The following is a 19,313-nucleotide window of genomic DNA, read 5'->3' as shown; positions in this document are numbered from 1 at the left end:
CACGCACAGTGACGGAGAGGGCGGTGGCGGACGTGGCGGGAGCCGGATTACGCATCGGGGTGGTCGGCGGGAGCGTCGCCGGCTGCGCGATGGCGATCGCCGGGACCAGGGCCGGGGCCGAGGTCACGGTGTACGAGCGCAGTGACGGGGCGCTGGAGGACCGGGGGTTCGGCATCGTCGTACCGCCGCCGCTCCACGCGGAGTTGGTAGCGGCCGGTTATCTGGACGCCGCCATGGAGACCGCGCCGGTGCCCTCGCGGGTCTGGCTCACCCGGGAACGGGGCCGGCGTACCACGCGTGAACTGGCGCGCCAGGAGAGCGCGGTGACGCCCTGTCACTGGGGTCTGTTGTGGCGCACTCTGCGGGCGAACGCCGGCGGTGTGACGTACCACCGGGGACGCCCCGTCACCGAGGTGCTGCGTCATGCGCCGGGCGGCGCCGTGATCCGTACGGCGGACTCGGAGGAGCTGTACGACATCGTCGTCGGGGCGGACGGGCCGCGGTCCGTCACCCGGGCGGCTGTCGCCCCGCAGGTACGGCCGGTCCCGGCGGGGTACGTGGTGTGGCGCGGCACCCTCCCGCTCGACGCGCTCGCCGGGCACCCGCAGGAGCTGGAACTGGTGCGAACCGCCTGGATCACGCTGGGTTTCCGGGGCGGTCACGGCGTGTTCTACCTGATTCCGGGCGCCGCCGAAGGCTCCCGGCTGCTGGCCTACGCCATCTACGGCCCCCCTCCCCCGCCGTCGTGGACCGCCGCGCGCGAGGAGTACGTACGACGCGTCGCCGAGGAGCACTTCCCGGCGGGATGGGCCGGGATCGTCGGCCGGGGCGCGCACACCTCACTGGCCTGCCACGACGTCGCCGACTTCCATGTGCCCCGGGTCGCGGAGCCGCCGTTCCTGCTGGCGGGCGACGCGGCGAGCATCACCCGTCCGCACACGGCGAGCGGCGCGACCAAGGCGCTGCAGGACGCACTCTGTCTGGAGCGGGCCCTGCGCGCCTCGTCGTCGGCCGCCGAGGCGCTGTGCCGGTACGCGGACGAACGGTCGGACGAGGGCGCCCGCCTGGTCGCTCTGGGCCGCAGGCTGGGCCGCGCCATGGTCGAACGGACCCCGGACTGGGCGGCGATGGGTCCACGCGAGGTGGCGGAGTGGAGCCGGGCCACGCTGGACGGCGCCGGCAGCTATCTGTACGGCAGCGTCCAGCGGGAGTGACGCCCGGGAATGGTTTCAGCGGCCGGCCGGGGTCGCGTCCGCGGTCAGTGCGGTCATGTCCACGACCCGGTCGGCGGCCTCCGCCACGGCCGGGTCGTGCGTCGCCACGACCGTGACGCAGTCGTCCTGGTGGGTGCGTTCGGCCAGGAGCGCCGCCAGATCGCCGGCCTGGGAACGGTCGACAGCCGCCGTCGGTTCGTCGATCAGCAGCAGTTTGGGTGAGAGGAAGAGCGCACGGGCCAGGGCCACGCGCTGGCGTTCGCCGCCGGAGAGCTGCTCGGGGCGGTGGCGCAGCCGGTGGCCGAGTCCCACCCGGGTCAGGGCCTCCTCGGCGCGGGAACGGTGCGCGCGGGGGCGTTCGCCACTGATGTACACCGCGGCGAGCAGTTGGTCGGTGGCCGTGAGGCCGGAGAGCAGGTTGCCGCTCTGGAACATGTAGCCGATGCGTTCCCGGCGTGCCTTGGCGCGCTGGGAGTCGGAGAGCCCGGCGAGGTCCTCGCCGTCCAGCAGGACCTGCCCGGCGGTGGGCCGCAGCAGTGCGCCCGCGACGGCAAGCAGCGTGGACTTGCCGGATCCGGACGGGCCGACGAGAGCCGTCATGCGGCCGGGTTCGAAGGTGACGTCCAGGCCGTCGAGGACGGTCGTGCGGGCGTCGGTGCTGCCGAACGTGACGGTGACGTCGCTCAGTTCGAGGCTCATCGGTTGGCTCCCAGCATGGTCAGCGGGTCGGCTCGGGTGACCCGGCGCAGGGTCAGGGCGGTGCCCGCGAGGCCGACGGCCGCGACGGTGCACATCGTGACGGCGAGGGTGGCGGCGGGCAGACTGAACGGCACCTGTTCGCCGACCAGCAGCCCGAACGCTCCGGCAAGCACGGCGCCCGCCGCGGTGCCCAGGACTACGACCAGGGCCGCCTGGAGGAGCGTGTGGGCGAGGAGACGTCGGCGGGAGGCGCCCAGGGCGCGCAGGAGGGCGAGTTCGGGCTGCCGCTGCACGGTCCACACCGAGAAGAAGGCACCGACCACGAGCGGGGCGATCAGGTAGAGGAAGACCTGGATCGAGTTCATGGTGACGCGCTCCCCGGTGTAGCCGGGGGCCGCCTCGTACGCCTTCTCCTTGGTGAGGGTGGTGGTGGAGTACCGCGCGTCGAGGGTGGCGGTGGAGGTCCCGTCCGGCGGGGTGCGCAGGGCGAGGGCGCTGAACTGGCCGGGGATCGCGGCTGTCGCGGACGCCGGGGCGCCCGGGGTGCTGAAGCGGATGCGCTGCCAGGTCTTCAACGGGACGTAGGCGACGGGCACATGGCCGTAACTGGAGCGCTCGGTCCGGCCGACGACGCGCAGTTCGATACCGAGCCGGTCGATGACGAGGGTGTCGCCGACGTGCACGCCCTCGTCGGCGAGCTTGGCGGACATCACCATGCTGTCCGCCGCCGCGCCGTCGAGGCCGTCGCCCTCGATGACGGACGGGGCGAGGAAGGAGCCGGGTTCGACGCCGAAGGCGGCCAGGTCGACCTCGGCGCCACGATTCGTCGTGCCTCGGGTGATGGAGACCCCCAGCGGAGTCGTCTCGGTGTCCGCTTCCTTGCTCCAGGCGGCGGCGGTCTTCTCGTCGAGGAGGCTGCGGGCGAACTGGTCGGACCGGGCGTCCGAGGAGAAGACCAGCTGCGAGGCCGGCAGGCGGCGCAGCGCGGAGATGGTGTCGTCACCCAGGCCGGTGGTGAAGCCGGAGACGATGCCGACGAGTGCGGCGACGAGCACCACGACGGATCCCATGAGCAGGAAGCGCCCTCGGGCGGCGCGCAGCTCCAGCAGAGCGAGGAACACGGCGGTTCCCTTCGATGGATCGATGTTAGGGACGGTATGTCGCCAACATAGATGATGGGGACGCGGCGTCCCTAAGTGGGGGCCCGACTACGGGGGCTTCTAGACTGGGCCGGTGCCCAGGATCAGAGCCGCCACGGTTGCCGAGCACCATGCCCAGCAGCGACTGGCCCTGGTGCGGGCGGCACGCGAGCTACTGGAGAGCGGCGACGCCGATGCCGTGACCTTCACGGCGATCGCCAGGGCCACGGGCCTCGCCCGCAACAGCGTGTACAAGTACTTCCCCGGCCGCCCCGAGCTGCTCACCGCGGTCGTCGAGGACGCGATGCCCCGCTGGACGGACGCGATCCGGGCCGGCATGTCGGCGGCCGGTACGCCCGAGGAGAAGATCGCGGCCTACGTGTCGTCGCAGCTCGACCTGGTGCGTGGCGGGGAGCACCGGATCGCCCAGGCGCTGGCCGGGGTACGGGACGCGGCCGTGGTGCGGGAGAGCGCGGTGCGGGCCCACCGGGAACTGCTCACCCCGCTGATCGGCGCGCTGACGGAGCTGGGCGAGGAGGATCCGCGGCGCACCTCGCTGCTCCTCCAGGGGATCGTCAACGCGGCCACGACGGCGATCGAGAACGGCGACGACCCGGCCGCGGTGACGGACCGCGCGGTACGCATGGCGGTCACCGCGATCACCGGGACGCTCCGGGGACGGTGAGGGGCCGGGCCGACGCGCGTCGGCGCCGGACCGGGCCCGCCGCCCCGGCTACCGGACCGGGGACGGTTCCAGCCGGGTGCGGATGCCGTCGAAGTGGGTGCGCATCGCCCGTACCGCACGCTCACCGTCGGCCACGGCGACCGCCTCGACGATCTCGCGGTGCTGGGCGCAGGTGACCCACGGGTCCTGGTGACCGTCGTCGAGGTCCTCGCGCACCCGGTCCATGGCGGCCCAGAACGCGTCGAGCACCTCGCTGAGCAGGTGGTTGTCCAGCGAGGCGTAGAGCGCGAGGTGGAACGCCCGGTCGGTGGAGCGTGCCACCCGGCCCGACCCGGCCTCGTCCTCCATCTTCGCGACCAGGGCGCGCAGCACATCGAGGTCCTCGTCCGGGACCCCGGCCGCGACCGCGCCGACGAGCCCCGCCTCCAGCGCCTCCCGCACCTTCATCAGCTCGGCGAGCCCGGGCTCGCCCTGACGGTGGCGGACGGCCGCACGGAAGGCGAGCCCCTCGGCGAACGGTGACAGGGAGAGCGAGCCGACGAAGGTGCCGTAACCGCGGCGGATCTCCACGACGTTGACCGCCTGCAACGATTTGAGGGCCTCGCGCACCGACACCCGGCCGGCCTCGAAGAGCTCCATCAGCTCGGTCTCGGTGGGCAGCGCGTCACCCGGTGCGAGCCGTCGCTCCAGAATCAGTTCCTTGATCCGGCGCTCGATGTCCTGAGCCATGGTGGGCCGCGCCACAACGTCCTCCTGAGGTGCCGTTGCCCCTTGACCTGTCGCAGGAGCATCTGTTTAAGGTGAAGCTAGACATAGGACATCTTACGTCTCACGTCTCGATCCGGGTAGCCGCTCAGGCCCCGGACCGGTGTCTCGATCAGCTGGAGTCTTCACCATGTCTCTGACCGCACCGCTGCACGGCGTCGTCCCGCCGGTCTGCACCCCGCTCGACTCCCGCGGGGAGGTCGACACCGCCTCCCTCGTCCGTCTCGTCGAGCACCTCATCGGCGGCGGCGTGCACGGACTCTTCGCGCTCGGCTCCACCAGCGAGGTCGCCTACCTCACCGACGAACAGCGCGCCACGGTCCTGGAGACCGTCGTCAACGCCACCGACGGCCGCGTCCCGGTCCTCGCCGGCGTCATCGACACCACCACGGCCCGGGTCATCGAGCATGCCAGGTCCGCCGCCGCTCTGGGCGCCGACGCCCTGGTCGCGACGGCGCCGTTCTACACCCGCACCCACGCCAAGGAGATCGCCGGGCACTTCCGCCGGCTGCGCACCGAGGTGGACCTGCCGCTGTTCGCGTACGACATCCCGGTCGCCGTACACAGCAAGCTGTCCGCCGCACTGATCCGCGAGCTCGCCGAGGACGGCACGATCGCCGGGCTCAAGGACAGCAGCGGCGACGAGGGCGGCCTGCGCCGGCTCGTCGTCGAGCTCGGCGGCCGCGAAGGCCGCGCCACCGGCCCGGTCCCGGACTTCAGCATCCTCACCGGCTCCGAGCTGACCGTCGACGCGGCCCTGCTCGCCGGTGCCGACGGCGTCGTCCCCGGCATCGGCAACGTGGACCCGGCCGGTTACGTACGCCTCTACGAGGCAGCGCGCGCCGGGGACTGGACGCTGGCCGCGAAGGAGCAGGAGCGGCTGATCGAGCTGTTCGCCATGGTCGACGTCGGCCCCGAGGCGGACATGGGCCGCAGCTCCTCGGCACTCGGCTCGTTCAAGTCGGCGCTCCAGCTGCTCGGCATCATCGACTGCGGCGACACCGCGTTCCCGCAGATCCAGCTCTCCGCCGAATCCGTCGCGCTCGTCTCCGGACGGCTGCGCGACGCCGGTCTGCCGCCGGTCCGATGACCACCTCGACGCAGACAGTGCCGGGCCCGGGGCCCGTCGTCGGCCTCGACCTCGGCGGTACGAAGATCGCCGCCGCGCTCATCGCGGCGGACGGCACGGTCCTGGCCCGGCACAGCCGGCCCACCCCGGCCCGGGACGGCGCGGCGGCGGTGCTCGACGCGCTCGCCGCGGCCGCCACCGAGGTCGACCCCGCCCGCAGCGCGGCGGTGCTCGGCATCGCGGCGGCCGGGGTCATCGATCCCCGTACCGGCATGGTCACCAGCGCCACCGACTCCATCCGCGGCTGGGCCGGCACCCCGCTGGGCGTCGGGCTCGCCAACCGCACCGGGTTCGCGGTGGCCTGTGACAACGACGTGCGCGCGACCGCAGGCCCGGAACTGGCCGCGCTGAACGCGGAGACCGAGGGCCACGGCTCACTGCTCTTCGCCGCCATCGGCACCGGAGTCGGCGGCGCCGTCGCCGTCGACGGGCGGATGCTGCACGGCGCGTCCGGCATCGCCGGGCACCTCGGTCATCTGCCCAGCCCCGAGGCGGCCGGACTGCCCTGCACCTGCGGCGCCACCGGCCACCTGGAGGTCATCGCCTCCGGGCCCGGGATCGCCGCGCACTACGCACGGCTGACCGGCGCCCCCGTGGACCGGCTGGAAACCGTCGCCGCGCGCGCCACCGAGGGCGACGCCCACGCCGTCACGGCCATCACCACCGGTGCGGCCGCCGCCGGACACGTACTCGGCGGACTCGCCAACGCGCTCGGCCCCGACCGGGTCGTCGTCGGGGGCGGGGTCCCGCGCATCGGCGCGCTGTACGAGGACGCCCTGCGGGCCGCCTTCGCCGCGGAGCTGATGGCGCCGCTGCGCGGGCTCGTCCCCCGGCCCCCGCTCCTCGGCCACGACGCGGCCGTGCTCGGCGCGGCCGCCCTCACCACCACCCTTCCCCTCCACCACCCGGGAGCTCTCCGATGACCGCGCAGGAACTGGCCACCTCCCTCCAGGGCAAGCTGATCGTGTCCTGTCAGGCACCCCCCGGCGATCCGATGCGGGAGACGTCCACCCTGGTGCGGCTCGCGCTGTCGGCTGTCGCCGGTGGCGGCGCCGCGATCCGGGCCAACGACCCGGAGGTCGTCGCCGCGATCACCGCAGCCGTCGACCTGCCGGTCATCGGCCTGTGGAAGGACGGCGACATCGGGGTGTTCATCACCCCGACCGTCCGGCACGCCCTGGCCGTGGCCGAGGCGGGCGCCGCCGTCGTCGCCGCGGACGCCACCGACCGGCCGCGCCCCGACGGCTCGACGTTCGCCGAGCTCGTCGAGGCCGTCCACGCGGCCGGCGCCCTGGTGATGGCCGACGTCTCCACCCTCGCGGAGGGTGTCGCGGCAGCGGAGCTGGGGGCGGACTTCGTCTCCACGACCCTGTCCGGCTACGTTCCCGGGACGCCGAAGCAGACCGGCCCCGATCTCGATCTGGTCTCGGCGCTCTCCGCCGCGATCGATGTCCCGGTGGTCGCCGAAGGCCGTGTCAACACCCCACAGGAAGCAGCCGAGGCCTTGGCGCGCGGCGCCCACAGCGTCGTCGTCGGCACCGCCATCACCGCTCCCACGGCCCTCACCGCCCGCTTCGTGGCAGGCATCACCCGGCCCTGACCTGTCCCCACACGCGGGACGGCTGTTCAAATGACCGGGCACCGTCCCGCACCCTGGAGTCACCGTGCAGACCTCGACACCCCCCACGCTCCCCTGGTACCGCCAGGTCAGCCGCACCCAGTGGAAGTCGTTCTTCGCCGCCTGGATCGGCTACGTACTCGACGGCTTCGACTTCGTGCTGATCACCCTCGTACTCACCGAGATCAGTGACGAGTTCGGCCTGAGCACGGTGCAGGCGGCCAGCCTGATCTCCGGTGCGTTCATCACCCGCTGGCTGGGCGGCGCCGTGCTCGGCGCCATCGGCGACCGCTACGGCCGCAAGCTCTCCATGGTGCTCAGCATCCTGCTGTACTCGGTGGGCACCTTCGCCTGCGGGTTCGCGTGGAACTACACCAGTCTGTTCGCCGCCCGGCTGGCCATCGGCATGGGCATGGCCGGTGAGTACAGCGCCAGCTCCACATACGTCATGGAGAGCTGGCCCGCCGCACTGCGCAACCGGGCCAGTGGCTTCCTGATCTCCGGCTTCTCGGTCGGCTCGGTCCTCGCCGCCCAGGTCTACAGCTGGGTGGTGCCCTCGCTCGGCTGGCGCTGGATGTTCTATCTGGGCCTCATCCCGATCGCCATCGCGCTGTGGATGCGGCGCGCGCTGCCGGAGGCCGAGGAGTGGACGGAGTCCGTCGCGGACAAGGGCGCCAAGCCCAATCCGTTCCGGCCGCTGTTCCTGACCCCGGCCCGGGCGACCGCCAACACGGTCCTGGTCGTCGTGGCCACGGTCTCGCTGTTCCTCGTCTTCACCCCGGGCGGCGCCGGCATGGTGCCGGTGCTCTCGGTGATCGCCGGCCTCTCGCTCGCCGCGTTCGCGGTGCAGCTGGGCGGGAAGCGCAGCTGGGTGCTGTACCTGTCGATGATCGTGACGCTGTTCTTCGCGTTCCTGTACTCGTGGCCCATCCAGGCCCTGTTGCCCACGTACCTGAAGACCGAAATGGGCTACACCACGGACCAGGTCACCGACGTGCTGTACTTCGCCGGCTTCGGCACCATGGTCGGCTGCTGGGTCGCGGGCTTCCTGGGCGACTGGATCGGCACGAAGAAGGCGTACGCGCTGACGCTGCTGGCCTCGCTCGCCTTCGTCTATCCGGTCTTCGCGGTGCGAGACAACCTGATGCTGCTCGGCATCCTGCTCTTCCTGCTCCAGGCGACGAGCTTCGGCATCTCCGGGCTGCTCCCCCGCTACATCGGCGGTCACTTCCCGACCGCGAGCCGGGGCGCGGCGCTCGGCTTCACGTACAACGTGGGCGCCCTCGGCGGGGCGGTCGCCCCGGTGCTCGGGGCCCATCTCGCCTCCGGGATGGACCTGGGCCAGGCACTGGCGGTACTGACCTTCGCGGGCACGGTGATCGTGGTGCTGCTGGTCGGCTTCGACGTACCGGCGCGGCTGAACCGGCTGACGGACCCGGACGCGGAACGCGACCACCTGGCGGACGTGGCGCCGACGCCGACGGCCGACGCGCGGGTGCCCGTGGAGCGTTAATCGACCCTGCGCCGGTACTCCGTGACGAGAACCAGGTGTGCCTTGAGGGCGAAAGCACGGTGCCGACTAGTGCAAATGTTCTCATATGCGGCTATGACAACACTGCCATACGGTGCTCGGTATGCAGCTTCGGTACACCTTCCGTGTGTACCCGAACGGCCCTCAGCGTGCGGCGTTGTCGAGGGCCTTCGGGTGTGCCCGTGTGGTGTTCAACGACGCGTTGCGTGCCCGCAAGGACGCCCACGCGCAGGGGTGCCGTTCCCGAAGTCCGGGGAGCTGTCGAGGCAGGTCATCACCGAGGCGAAGAAAACTTCGGCCCGTGCCTGGCTCGGTGAGGTGTCGGCGGTGGTGTTGCAGCAGTCGTTGCGGGACCTGGACAGCGCGTTCGCGAACTTTTTCGCGTCGCTGAAGGGTGCCCGCAAGGGGCCGAAGGTCGCGGAGCCGCGGTTCAGGTCCCGTAAGGACAGCCGTCAGTCGGTCCGCTTCACGAAGAACGCCCGGTGGAGGATCACTCCGGGCGGGGATCTGGTGCTGCCGAAGATCGGTGCGGTGCGGGTGAAGTGGTCCCGCGCCCTGCCCTCGGTTCCCGCCACGGTGACGGTGATCAAGGATGCGGCCGGGCGGTACTTCGCCTCCTTCGTCGTCGAGACGGAACCCGATGCACTGCCCGCGGTGGATCCGGTTGTGGGGATCGATCTCGGGCTGGGGCACTTCGCGGTCCTGTCCAACGGGACGAAGGTCAGCAGCCCGCGGTTTCTGCGCCGGGCGGAGAAGAAGCTGAAACGGGAACAGCGCAGCCTGTCCCGCAAGGCGAAGGGTTCGAGGAACCGGGAGAAGGCGCGGGTGAAGGTGGCCCGGGCTCATGCGCAGGTGGCTGATGCGCGGCGCGAGTTCCACCACCAGCTTTCCACACGGATCATCCGCGAGAACCAAGCGGTGGCCGTGGAGGACCTGGCGGTGAACGGGCTCGCCCGCACACGCCTCGCCAAATCCGTGCACGACGCGGGCTGGGCATCGTTCCTCGCCATGCTGGAGTACAAAGCCGCCCTGTGCGGGCGGGTCTTCATCCGGATCGGCCGCTTCGAGCCGACCAGCCAGGTCTGCTCCGCCTGCGGTACCAAAGACGGTCCCAAACCCCTGCACATCCGTCTCTGGCAGTGCCAGGGGTGCGGGGCCGTCCTGGACCGGGATATCAACGCGGCGGTCAACGTCGCACTGACCGCCGGACTGGCGGTGTCAGCCTGTCGAGGCAGGTAGGACCGGGATCCCTGATCCCGGCACAGCGCGAAGAAGCAGGAACCCACCGAGACGGTCAACCGACCGTGGCAGGGATCCCCGCCCGCCAGGGCGGGGAGCGGAAAGTCAATTCACCGAGGACTTCGAGCAGCAGCAGCCCGTAGTCCGGCAGGTTAGTCCACGGTGCCGGCACGTCTCAGACCGCGATGCGCTCGAAGACCGCGGCGAGGCCCTGGCCACCGCCGATGCACATGGTCTCCAGGCCGTAGCGGGCCTCGCGGCGGTGCAGTTCCCTGCTGAGCGTGGCGAGGATGCGGGCGCCGGTGGCGCCGACGGGGTGGCCCAGCGAAACGCCGGAGCCGTTCACGTTGATCCGCTCCTCGTGGTCCTTCTCGCCGAGGCCCAGTTCGCGGGTGCAGGCCAGCACCTGGGCGGCGAAGGCCTCGTTCAGCTCGATCAGGTCGAGGTCGGCGAGGGTGAGCCCGGCGCGGGCCAGCGCGGTGCGGGTGGCGGGGACGGGGCCGATTCCCATGGTGTCGGCGGGCACGCCCGCGCGAGCGAACGAGACCAGCCGGACCAGCGGGGTGAGCCCCAGGCGCTCCGCGGTCGCGGCGCCGGTCACCAGGCAGGCGGCCGCCGCGTCGTTCTGGCCGCTGGCGTTGCCGGCGGTGACTGTGGCCTCCGGGTCGGACTTGCCCAGGATCGGGCGGAGCGCGGCGAGCTGTTCGGCGGTGGTGTCGGGGCGGGGGTGTTCGTCGGCGGTGACCACCGTCTCGCCCTTGCGGTGCTTGACGGTGACGGGGACGGTCTCCGCCTCGTACCGCCCCTCGGCCATGGCGCGGCCGGCGCGCTGCTGCGAGCGCAGGGCGAGGGCGTCCTGGTCGGCTCGGCTGATGCCGTACTCGCGGCGGAGGTTCTCCGCCGTCTCGATCATGCCGCCGGGCACCGGGTGGTTGGCGCCTCCGGCGGTGACACGGCCGCGGGCGAGCGAGTCGTGGAGCTGGAGGCCGGGGCCCTTGATGCCCCAGCGGCCGTCGTGCGTGTAGTACGGGGCGGCGCTCATCACGTCGACGCCGCCGGCGATCACCACGTCGCTGAACCCGGCCCTGATCTGCATCGCCGCGTCGAGGACGGCCTGGAGGCCGGAGCCGCAGCGGCGGTCGGTCTGGAGGCCGGTGACGGACAGCGGGAGCCCCGCGTCCAGGGCGGCGACCCGGCCGATGGCGGGGGCGTCGGAGGACGGGTAGGCATGCCCGAGGATCACCTCGTCGACCCGGTCCGGATCGATCCCCGTGCGGGCGACGACCTCGGCGATGACGCGCGCGGCGAGGGCGGCCGGCGTCTGCCCGGCGAACGCTCCGCCGAAGCGGCCGATGGGGGTGCGCAGCGGTTCGCAGATCACGACGTCGTTCTGGTCGGGCACAGCGGGACCTTTCCGGGAGCGGGACAAGGGTGTGCCATGACCATCGCACTCGCCGACTGAGTCGGTCCAATATCCAGTTTCCCCTGATTCAAGACGCCGTGCGTCTCAATCAGTCCCGCACGGGGTCGTGCGAGGGAGTGGGCAGCGCGTCCTCGGCGACGGCGAGCACCGCGCGCAGGGCGGCCGAGGGATTGTCGGCCCGCCAGGCCAGCGCCGCCTGCCGCCGGATCGGAGGCCCGGCAAGGGGCCGGTAGACGAGGCCGCTCTGCTGGATGTGCTGGACGGAGGTGACGGTCAGGGTCACCCCGACACCCGCGGCGACCAGTGCCAGGATCGTGTACGAGTCGGGGGCCTCCTGCACCACCCGCGGGTTGAACCCGGCGGCCTCGCAGGCCCCGACCATGGCGTCCCGCACGGTGGAGCCGGTGTTCGCGGGGAACGAGACGAACGGCTCCCCGGCCAGCACCTCGATCGGAACGCTTTCGTGGGCTGCGAGCGGATGGTCGGAGGGCAGCGCGCATACCAGCTCCTCCTCGTCGATCACCCGGAAGGTCACGCCCGGCTGTGTCACCGGCAGTCGTACGAAGCCCAGGTCGAGCGAACCGTCCGCGACCCGGGCGAGCGCGACGTTGGCGTACGTCTGGCCCGTCATCGCGAGTTCGATCGCGGGGTGGGCGGCGCGCACAGCCCGGGTCAGCCGGGGCAGCGTCTCGTGGCTGGAGGCTCCCGCGAAGCCGATGGTGACCCGCCCGTACTCGCCGCGGCCCGCGGCCTTCGCGGCCCGTACGGCGGTGTCCAGGTCGTCGATCACGGTCCGCACCGGCTGGAGGAACGACTCCCCCGCGCTGGTCAGCCGCACCGAGCGGGTGTTGCGCTCGAAGAGCTGGACCCCCAGCTCCTTCTCCAGCTGACGGATCTGCTGGCTCAGCGGCGGCTGAGCCATCTGCAACCGCTTGGCGGCCCGGCCGAAGTGCAGCTCCTCGGCCACGGCCAGGAACGCGGACAGATGACGCAGTTCCATGCCGGCCCCTTCCTCAGCACCCATTGATTAGTCGGACGTCTTGATCCGAGCTTAATCCGGTATTGGACAGCGATCAATGAACGCTGACACCGTGGTGCGACGCGCGCGCCCGCACAGGCAGAGGAGCACCGTGTCCACGACGGACGGGAAAGACAAGACCATGTCGATGCAGGCGGCGATCGCCGCCTTCGTCCATGACGGCGCCACCGTCTGCCTCGAAGGCTTCACCCATCTCATCCCGACCGCCGCCGGCCACGAGATCATCCGCCAGGGCCGCCGCGACCTCACCGTCGTACGGATGACCGCGGACATCGTCGTGGACCAGATGATCGCCGCGGGCTGTGTGACGCGGCTGGTCTCCTCCTTCGTGGGCAACTCCTCGGCCGGTTCGCTCGGTGAGCTCCGCCGCCGGGTGGAGAACGCGGACCCGGCGGCCCTGGCCTTCGAGGAGTACAGCCACTACGGGATGATCTGCCGCTATCTCGCCGGGTCGCAGCGGCTGCCGTTCTACCCGCTGCGCTCCTACGGCGGAAGCGATCTGCCGTCCGTCAACAGCGATCTGCGCAAGGTGACTTCGCCGTATCCCGGCCCGGACGGCGAACCCGAGCAGATCTACGTCGTCCCGCCCGTCAACCCGGACGTGACGATCATCCACGCCCAGCGCGCCGACCGCCGGGGCAACACCCAGATATGGGGGCTGACGGGTGTCCAGGCCGAGGCGGTGTACGCGGCGGACAAGGCGATCGTCGTCGTGGAGGAGATCGTCGACGACGAGGTGATCCGCTCCGACCCCAACCGCACGCTCGTCCCCGCGCACGCCGTCGACGCGGTGGTCTGCTGCCCGCGCGGTGCGCACCCCTCGTTCGCGCAGGGCTACTACGACCGGGACAACGCCTTCTACCGGGCCTGGTCACACATCAGCAAGAACCCGCGGCGGCTCCAGGACTGGCTGGACGAGTGGGTGCGCGGCACGGCGGACCACGCGGAGTACGTCGAGAAGCTCGGCGAGGAGTTCTGGTCGGGGCTCGCCGTCGGCGAGGCGCTCAGCGAACCGGTGAACTACGGGCGCCGGCTGTGAGCGCCTCCGGAGGAACCGCTGCCACGGGACACGAGAAGGAACGGGCCATGACCCTCACCCCGCCGGAAACCGTCACCTCCTCCGAACTGCTCTCCGTCGTCGCCTCCCGCGAACTGGCCGGTCGCCGCACCGTGTTCGCCGGGATCGGCCTGCCGACCCTCGCCACCGAACTGGCCCATCTGACGGTCGCCCCCGACATCGAGGTGGTGTACGAGTCCGGGGTCTGCGGCGCCCACCCCTCGCACCTGCCGGAGACCATCGCCGACGCGGTCCTGATCACGGGGGCGGAGGCCGTGATCTCGATGCCGATGCTCTTCGGCTGTGTACTGCAGGGCGGCCACATCGACGTCGGCTTCCTCGGCGCCGCGCAGATCGACCGCTGGGGCAACCTCAACACCTCGGTGATCGGCGACTGGGACAGCCCGTCCGTCCGGCTGCCCGGCTCGGGCGGCGGCGTGGAGGTGATGGCCAACTCCCGCGAGGTCTTCGTGGTGCTGCGCCGTCACCACCCGCGCTCCTTCCCGGCGGAGCTCGACTTCTGCACCACCCCCGGCCCCGACCGCGCGCTCGCCGAGGGCATCCGCCCGCTCGGCGCCGGCGTCACCCGGGTCATCACCGAACTGGGCATCATGGCTCGCGCGGGCGTGGGCGAGGAGCTTCGGCTGGTCGCCGTCCAGCCGGGGGTCACCGTGGAGCAGGTCCGGGCCGCGACCGGCTGGAACCTGCGGGTCGCCGACACGGTCGACGAGGTGCCGCCCCCGACCGGGGCGGAGTTGCGGCTGCTGCGCAAGGATGTCGACCCGGACCGCGTGTACCTCCGCTGACCCGGACCGCGTGTATCTGCGCTGCCCCCGCACCACCCGCTGCCTGCCACCCGGCCCATCGAGAGGACCATGACCACCATGCGCATCAGGATCGTCGGCGCCGGAGCCATGGGCCGCGGCATCGCCCAGTGGGCGGCCACGGCCGGACATACCGTCGAGCTGTGCGACGTACGGCCGGAGGCGGTGTCGGAAGCGGCCGGCTTCGTACGGTCCATGCTCGAACGAGCCGTGCAGAAGGGCCGGATGTCCGCCTCGGACGCCGCCGGGGCACTGGATCGGCTGATTCCGCTGGACGACCCGTGGGCCGACGGCCCGGACGTCGAGCTGGTCGTCGAGGCCGTACGGGAGGACCTGGCCACCAAGACGGAGGTCTTCGGCCGGCTGGAGCAGGCGCTGCCCGCATCGGCCGTCTTCGCGACCAACACCTCATCGCTGTCGGTGACCCGGATCGCCGCCACCCTGAAGGACCCGACGCGGCTGGCCGGACTGCACTTCTTCAACCCGGTCCCGCTGATGCGGATCGTCGAGGTCGTACCGGGTGCTGCCACGCGCCCGGAGATCCCGCCGCTGCTGACCGCGCTCGTGGAGAGCTGCGGGCACCGCGCGGTCACGGTCGCCGACACCCCCGGCTTCCTCGTCAACCACGCCGGGCGCGGACTGGTGACGGAGGCGCTCGCGCTGCTGGAGGAGACGGTCGCCGACCCGGCGGGCATCGACCGCATCGCACGGGACGTCCTGGGCCTGCGCATGGGCCCGTTCGAGCTGATGGACCTCACAGGGCTTGATGTGACGGCCGCCGTCATCGACTCGATCTGGGAGGGCTTCCGCCACGAGGACCGGCTCCGCCCCTCGTATCTGACCCCGAACCGGGTGGCGGCCGGGCTGCACGGGCGCAAGACGGGACGCGGCTGGTTCGCGTACGGCTCCGAGGCGGCCGCGCCCGTGCCGGAGGCGCCGGTCACCGGGGACCCGGACCGGCCGGTGCACGTCGTCGCCGCGTCCCCGGACGGGGAGGCGGACGCTGCCGCGCTGCGCGAGGCGCTGACCGCAGCGGGCGCCACCGTCGAGACAGGCACGGAACCATCCGGCGAGGCCCTGGTGCTGGTTCCCGTCTGGGGCACCACGGTCGCCTCCGTGGTGGCCACGCACGGGCTGCCCGCAGGGCGCACCTTCGGGGTGGACCCGTTGCCGGCGGCCGCGCGCCGCCGGGTGCTGGCCGTGACCCCGGCCGCGGAGCCTGCGGCTGCGCGGGACGCGTGCGCGGTGCTGGCGCGGGCCTCGGACGGCGGCGAGCCGTTCGCGGTATCGGTGGTGCGGGACACGGCGGGCTCGGTCGCACAGCGGCTGCTCGCGTCGATCGTGTCGGTCGCGGCGTCGATCGCGGAACGTGCGCTCGCGACTCCGGCCGACATCGATGTGGCGGTGACGACCGGTCTCGGTTACCCGGTGGGCCCGCTGGCCTGGGGCGACCGGGTCGGGGCGGCCCGGATGCTGGAGCTGCACCGGGCGCTGCACCGGGCGACGGGCGACCCGCGCCACCGCCCGACCCGCTGGGTCACCGAACGCGCGGCGCTCGGCCTGGCGCTGACGGACCCGGGGACGTCGCCGGCGGACTGCGTGGGCGGCGAGGGAGCCGGCGCCGGGTGAGTGGCGCCGTGTGAGTGGGGCCGGGTGCCCTGACCGATTCGTTCAAGACCGGGCGCCGGCCCACGGCCTACGGTCGGTCCATGACTCCACGACTCGACGCGATCGGCATCACCACCGCGGATCTGGCCGCATCGCTCGCCTTCTACCGCCGGCTCGGCCTCGACATCCCCGCCGGTGCGGAATCCGCACCCCATGTCGAAGTGATGCTCCCGGGCGGGCAGCGACTGCTGTGGGACACAGAGGACGTCGTCCGCTCCTTCGACCCCGCGTGGGCCGCGGCGAACGGCGGGGAACGGCTCGGCCTCGCCTTCCTCTGCGACAACCCGGCCGAGGTGGACTCCGTCTTCGCCGATCTGACCGGTGCCGGATACCGGGGCCATCTGAAGCCGTGGGACGCGGTGTGGGGGCAGCGGTACGCCGTGGTCCTCGATCCGGACGGCTGTGCGGTGTCGCTGTTCGCCGCCGCGTCCTGAAGCGGATCAGACGGGCGCGGCGTCGGCCCCGATGAAGTCGATCAGGTCCTGGTTGAGCTGATCGGCGTGGGTGATGAAGAGCCCGTGTCCCGCCCCCGGGTACTCCTTGTACACGTTGTCCGGCACCAGTTCTGCCATCCGCCGGCCGCAGAGGTGGACGGGCGCGGAGGCGTCCGCGTCACCGTGGATGATCAGGGCCGGTACCGGGAGCACGGCGGACTCCTTGCGCAGGTCGGTGGAGGCGCCGATCCTGACCGCCTCGACGGCCGCCTCGGCCGAGCAGTCGAGGCGCGTCCGCAGCGTCCACTCCGTCATCTCGGAGGAGACCTTGTTGCCCAGGTGCGTCGCGAAGAACGCGTGCGTATTCTGGGCCATCCCCGCGGTCGGTCCTTCGTCCGGTCCGCCATGTCCGCTTCGAGGAGGCTCGGGTCGCCCCCGACGCACCGCAGGCCCTGCTCGGACAGCGGGAGCATCTCGAACTCCCACGCGCTGCCGTTGAGCCAGGCCCCGTCACGAAGACCACCGGCCTGCCCTGTCCCCGGCGGTGCAGAACAGACTCGTTCCGCCCGATCCCTCGAAGTACGGCATGGCAAGCCCCCCCCCATGACGCGGGTCGTTGGGTGCTCGCCCGGTCTCGTACGGCGGCGATCAACGTGTCGATCACGCCTGAGGTAACGGCCGGAGCGGACGGGGACGGGCACGCCGCCTCGACAGGCGGCGTCTCGGTCGGGCCCGTACAGGGGCGGCAGTCGGTCGATCTTGTCGGCGGGCACCGGCACTGCAGCGGGACGCCCGCCGCGTCCCGACCGTGATCTGCCCGGCGGACGGCCACGCGTACAACCATTGACCTGCACGGTCGTCACGGGAACGAGCTACCAGGACTTTCGGCCTCCGCGTCGAGCGTGCGTGGTGGAGGACGCGACAGGGCGAAGTACTCGGTCAGGGTGGTGCCGCCCAGCTCGCGCATCTCCCGCGCGAGGTGCGCCTGGTCGGCGCAGCCCGCCAGGAGCGCGGCCTCGGCGTACGGCGTCCCGGACCGTGCGAGCGCCAGCGCCCGTTGCAGTCGCAGTACCCGGGCGAGCGTCTTGGGGCCGTATCCGAAGGCGGCCAGCGAGCGGCGGTGCAGTTGCCGGGCGCCGAGGCCGACCGCCTGTGCCGTCTGCGCGACGGTGCGGCCGCTGTCCAGTTGCGCGGCGACCGACCGCATGGCCGGGTCCGGTGTCCGCTGCCCGGCGGACGGCGATGTCCTCCAGCGCGGCAGCCGGATCGGCGGCGCCGGCGACCCGCTCGGTGAGCTCCCTGACCAGGGCCTCGGGCCACAGGTCGGCCAGGCCGATGCGGCGGTCCCGCAGTTCGTGCGCCGGTACGCCCAGCAGGGCGGGCGCCGTGCCGGGGGCGAAGCGGATGCCGGCGTAGCTGCCGCCGTCCGCACCGGACGGGGCTTCCGCATGGGTGTCCGGGCCTGCGACGAGGAGCCGGCCGCCGACCCAGAGCAGGTCCATGCAGCCGTCGGGCAGCACGGGATGGACCGATCCCCGCGGCACGGTCAGGGTCCAGACCTTCGCACCGTCCACCCGCGACGCGCGCTCTTCGTACCTGTCGCCCATGGCACCAGTCTCGTCCGCCGACGGAGAACGGGCGGAATCAGCATCCCGAGGCGCCGTCGGCCCCGGGCGCCCCCGCCCGTCGCCTCGCGGGCCGGGCCGCCCTCACTCGCCGTGCGGCTGCGGCTTGTCCGTCTCCTTCTCGCGGCTCGGCTGCAGCCGGGACTTCACGTCGTCCGGCGGCAGGAACCGCGACCACCGTTCCGGGAACTCGGACGGCATGTACGGGCTGTCCCCGTCGTCGCCGTCCCCATCGTCGTCGTACGGGACGCCGTACCGGCTCTCCGCCTGGGTGCGGGCCACGAACTCGGCCGCCTGGACCACACGCACCCGGTCGTTGGCGGCACGGGCCGCCGCCGTCGCCACCGACGGCCACACCCGGTCGATGGCCGCGTTGACGGCGGCACCCACCAGTACCGCGAACGCGGAGATGCCGATCCAGAGCAGTACCGCGATCGGGGCGGCCAGGGAGCCGTAGATCGTGGGCCCCTCGACCGTACTGGTGAGGTAGATCCGCAGCAGGAAGCTGCCGACCACCCACATCGCCAGCGCCATCAGGGCGCCCGGCATGTCCTCTATCCACGGCGAGCGGACGGGGACGGACACGTGGTAGAGCGTGGTCAGGAAGGCGATGGACAGCAGTATCACCAGCGGCCAGTACAGGACGCTTATGACCTCGGTGCCCCAGGGGATGAACTCCACGACCCGGTCGGGGCCCACCACCAGCAGCGGCAGCACGACCGCGCCCAGCAGCAGCGCCACCACGTACAGCAGGAAGGCGAGCATCCGGGTCTTGACGATGCCGCGCTGGCCGTCGAGCCCGTACATCACCGTGATGGTGTCGATGAAGACGTTGACCGCGCGGGAACCGGACCAGAGCGCGATCGCGAAGCCGATGGAGATGACGTCGGGCCGGGCCCCGGTGGTGACGTCCGCCAGCAGCGGTTTGGCGAAGTCGTTGACGCCGCGCTCGGAGAGCACCGTGTGCGCGGCGCTGAGGATGTTGCGCTCGATGGAGGCGACCGTGGCGGTGCTGGTCCACTCGTCGACGTAACCGAGCAGGCCGATCAACCCGAGGAGCAGCGGTGGCAGGGACAGCAGGGTGAAGAACGCCGCCTCGGCGGCGAGTCCCAGAATGCGGTACTCCATGCACGAGTTGACGGTGTCCTTCAGCAACTGCCAGGCCAGTTGCCGCTTGGACACGTTGCGATAGAGCACTCTGGCCCGGTGGAGCCGGCCCGGTGG

General features: G+C 72.1%; 17 protein-coding genes and 2 pseudogenes. 11 read left to right on the top strand and 8 right to left on the bottom strand.

All coding sequences use genetic code 11. The annotated features are described in order from the left end of the window. Positions 1–23 precede the first annotated feature (23 nt). Entirely contained in the window at positions 24–1,214 is a 1,191-nt protein-coding gene (locus ACIBJG_RS02315) for an FAD-dependent monooxygenase (protein WP_399303024.1), read from the top strand. 15 nt (positions 1,215–1,229) lie between these two features. On the opposite strand, the gene ACIBJG_RS02310 is transcribed toward ACIBJG_RS02315, so the two are convergent. Next, positions 1,230–1,913: an ABC transporter ATP-binding protein gene (locus tag ACIBJG_RS02310; RefSeq protein WP_399303022.1), complete on the bottom strand. Its 684-nt coding sequence runs from the start codon at positions 1,911–1,913 to the stop codon at positions 1,230–1,232. Next, positions 1,910–3,034, bottom strand: coding sequence for an ABC transporter permease (locus ACIBJG_RS02305; RefSeq protein WP_399303020.1), 1,125 nt, complete (start codon positions 3,032–3,034; stop codon positions 1,910–1,912). The genes ACIBJG_RS02310 and ACIBJG_RS02305 overlap by 4 nt, the downstream gene beginning before the upstream one ends. Before the next feature lie 112 nt (positions 3,035–3,146). Here ACIBJG_RS02305 and ACIBJG_RS02300 point away from each other — a divergent pair, with 112 nt between their 5' ends. After that, complete coding sequence (locus ACIBJG_RS02300) at positions 3,147–3,737, top strand: TetR/AcrR family transcriptional regulator (protein WP_399303018.1); 591 nt, start codon at positions 3,147–3,149, stop codon at positions 3,735–3,737. Between the two features lie 48 nt (positions 3,738–3,785). Here ACIBJG_RS02300 and ACIBJG_RS02295 read toward each other — a convergent pair whose 3' ends face one another. Then, positions 3,786–4,481: a FadR/GntR family transcriptional regulator gene (locus tag ACIBJG_RS02295; protein WP_399303016.1), complete on the bottom strand. Its 696-nt coding sequence runs from the start codon at positions 4,479–4,481 to the stop codon at positions 3,786–3,788. A gap of 151 nt (positions 4,482–4,632) precedes the next feature. Between ACIBJG_RS02295 and ACIBJG_RS02290 the strand changes: the two genes are divergently transcribed. The 5 genes and pseudogenes from ACIBJG_RS02290 (at position 4,633) to ACIBJG_RS02270 (ending at position 10,162) form a co-directional block, all read left to right on the top strand. Then, on the top strand, positions 4,633–5,592 hold the full coding sequence (locus ACIBJG_RS02290) for a dihydrodipicolinate synthase family protein (RefSeq protein WP_399303014.1): 960 nt from the start codon (positions 4,633–4,635) through the stop codon (positions 5,590–5,592). Further along, entirely contained in the window at positions 5,589–6,554 is a 966-nt protein-coding gene (locus ACIBJG_RS02285) for an ROK family protein (protein WP_399303012.1), read from the top strand. Before ACIBJG_RS02290 ends, ACIBJG_RS02285 begins: the two co-directional genes overlap by 4 nt. Beyond that, positions 6,551–7,231: an N-acetylmannosamine-6-phosphate 2-epimerase gene (locus tag ACIBJG_RS02280; RefSeq protein WP_399303010.1), complete on the top strand. Its 681-nt coding sequence runs from the start codon at positions 6,551–6,553 to the stop codon at positions 7,229–7,231. The genes ACIBJG_RS02285 and ACIBJG_RS02280 overlap by 4 nt, the downstream gene beginning before the upstream one ends. Positions 7,232–7,295: 64 nt before the next feature. Continuing rightward, positions 7,296–8,762 carry a sialate:H+ symport family MFS transporter gene (locus ACIBJG_RS02275; RefSeq protein WP_399303008.1) on the top strand — a complete coding sequence of 489 codons (1,467 nt, stop codon included), beginning with the start codon at positions 7,296–7,298 and terminating at the stop codon, positions 8,760–8,762. Positions 8,763–8,883: 121 nt separating this feature from the next. Next, a pseudogene (locus tag ACIBJG_RS02270) lies at positions 8,884–10,162 on the top strand (RNA-guided endonuclease InsQ/TnpB family protein). Positions 10,163–10,194: 32 nt separating this feature from the next. Here the strand turns inward: ACIBJG_RS02270 and ACIBJG_RS02265 are convergent. Together ACIBJG_RS02265 and ACIBJG_RS02260 are read right to left on the bottom strand one after the other, a co-directional pair. Further along, positions 10,195–11,421, bottom strand: coding sequence for an acetyl-CoA C-acetyltransferase (locus ACIBJG_RS02265; protein WP_399303006.1), 1,227 nt, complete (start codon positions 11,419–11,421; stop codon positions 10,195–10,197). Between the two features lie 109 nt (positions 11,422–11,530). Then, the gene (locus tag ACIBJG_RS02260; protein ID WP_399303004.1) at positions 11,531–12,442 is read right to left on the bottom strand and encodes a LysR family transcriptional regulator; all 912 of its coding nucleotides are present in this window, start codon (positions 12,440–12,442) and stop codon (positions 11,531–11,533) included. 160 nt (positions 12,443–12,602) lie between these two features. Between ACIBJG_RS02260 and ACIBJG_RS02255 the strand changes: the two genes are divergently transcribed. The 4 genes from ACIBJG_RS02255 to ACIBJG_RS02240 all read left to right on the top strand — a co-directional run bounded on the left by ACIBJG_RS02255 (position 12,603) and on the right by ACIBJG_RS02240 (position 16,464). Next, complete coding sequence (locus ACIBJG_RS02255; RefSeq protein WP_399303288.1) at positions 12,603–13,520, top strand: CoA transferase subunit A; 918 nt, start codon at positions 12,603–12,605, stop codon at positions 13,518–13,520. A gap of 47 nt (positions 13,521–13,567) precedes the next feature. Then, positions 13,568–14,344 (top strand): CoA-transferase subunit beta, encoded by a 777-nt coding sequence (locus tag ACIBJG_RS02250; protein ID WP_399303002.1) that lies wholly within the window; start codon positions 13,568–13,570, stop codon positions 14,342–14,344. A gap of 78 nt (positions 14,345–14,422) precedes the next feature. Beyond that, complete coding sequence (locus tag ACIBJG_RS02245) at positions 14,423–15,991, top strand: 3-hydroxyacyl-CoA dehydrogenase (protein ID WP_399303286.1); 1,569 nt, start codon at positions 14,423–14,425, stop codon at positions 15,989–15,991. An 80-nt stretch (positions 15,992–16,071) separates the two neighbouring features. After that, entirely contained in the window at positions 16,072–16,464 is a 393-nt protein-coding gene (locus ACIBJG_RS02240; protein ID WP_399303000.1) for a VOC family protein, read from the top strand. Between the two features lie 6 nt (positions 16,465–16,470). Here ACIBJG_RS02240 and ACIBJG_RS02235 read toward each other — a convergent pair whose 3' ends face one another. From ACIBJG_RS02235 to ACIBJG_RS02225, 3 genes and pseudogenes are all read right to left on the bottom strand, one after another. Further along, the gene (locus ACIBJG_RS02235; RefSeq protein WP_399302998.1) at positions 16,471–16,839 is read right to left on the bottom strand and encodes an alpha/beta fold hydrolase; all 369 of its coding nucleotides are present in this window, start codon (positions 16,837–16,839) and stop codon (positions 16,471–16,473) included. Positions 16,840–17,323: 484 nt separating this feature from the next. After that, a pseudogene (locus ACIBJG_RS02230) lies at positions 17,324–18,071 on the bottom strand (helix-turn-helix domain-containing protein). 102 nt (positions 18,072–18,173) lie between these two features. Next, positions 18,174–19,286, bottom strand: a complete 1,113-nt coding sequence (locus ACIBJG_RS02225; protein WP_399303284.1) for a YihY/virulence factor BrkB family protein — start codon at positions 19,284–19,286, stop codon at positions 18,174–18,176. Positions 19,287–19,313: the final 27 nt, after the last annotated feature.

It is taken from the genome of Streptomyces sp. NPDC050422, from assembly GCF_044458665.1.
In the GTDB taxonomy this organism is placed as follows: Bacteria; Actinomycetota; Actinomycetes; order Streptomycetales; family Streptomycetaceae; genus Streptomyces.
Note: the sequence above shows the minus strand (reverse complement) of the source record. Positions and strands in the feature narration are given on the sequence as shown.

Coding starts and splice junctions, on each gene's coding strand:
- ACIBJG_RS02285 (WP_399303012.1), top strand. CDS start 5,589: ATGACCACCTCGACGCAGACAGTGCCGGGCCCGGGGCCCGTCGTCGGC.
- ACIBJG_RS02310 (WP_399303022.1), bottom strand. CDS start 1,913: ATGAGCCTCGAACTGAGCGACGTCACCGTCACGTTCGGCAGCACCGAC.
- ACIBJG_RS02280 (WP_399303010.1), top strand. CDS start 6,551: ATGACCGCGCAGGAACTGGCCACCTCCCTCCAGGGCAAGCTGATCGTG.
- ACIBJG_RS02240 (WP_399303000.1), top strand. CDS start 16,072: ATGACTCCACGACTCGACGCGATCGGCATCACCACCGCGGATCTGGCC.
- ACIBJG_RS02250 (WP_399303002.1), top strand. CDS start 13,568: ATGACCCTCACCCCGCCGGAAACCGTCACCTCCTCCGAACTGCTCTCC.
- ACIBJG_RS02260 (WP_399303004.1), bottom strand. CDS start 12,442: ATGGAACTGCGTCATCTGTCCGCGTTCCTGGCCGTGGCCGAGGAGCTG.
- ACIBJG_RS02245 (WP_399303286.1), top strand. CDS start 14,423: ATGCGCATCAGGATCGTCGGCGCCGGAGCCATGGGCCGCGGCATCGCC.
- ACIBJG_RS02255 (WP_399303288.1), top strand. CDS start 12,603: ATGTCGATGCAGGCGGCGATCGCCGCCTTCGTCCATGACGGCGCCACC.
- ACIBJG_RS02235 (WP_399302998.1), bottom strand. CDS start 16,839: ATGGCCCAGAATACGCACGCGTTCTTCGCGACGCACCTGGGCAACAAG.
- ACIBJG_RS02290 (WP_399303014.1), top strand. CDS start 4,633: ATGTCTCTGACCGCACCGCTGCACGGCGTCGTCCCGCCGGTCTGCACC.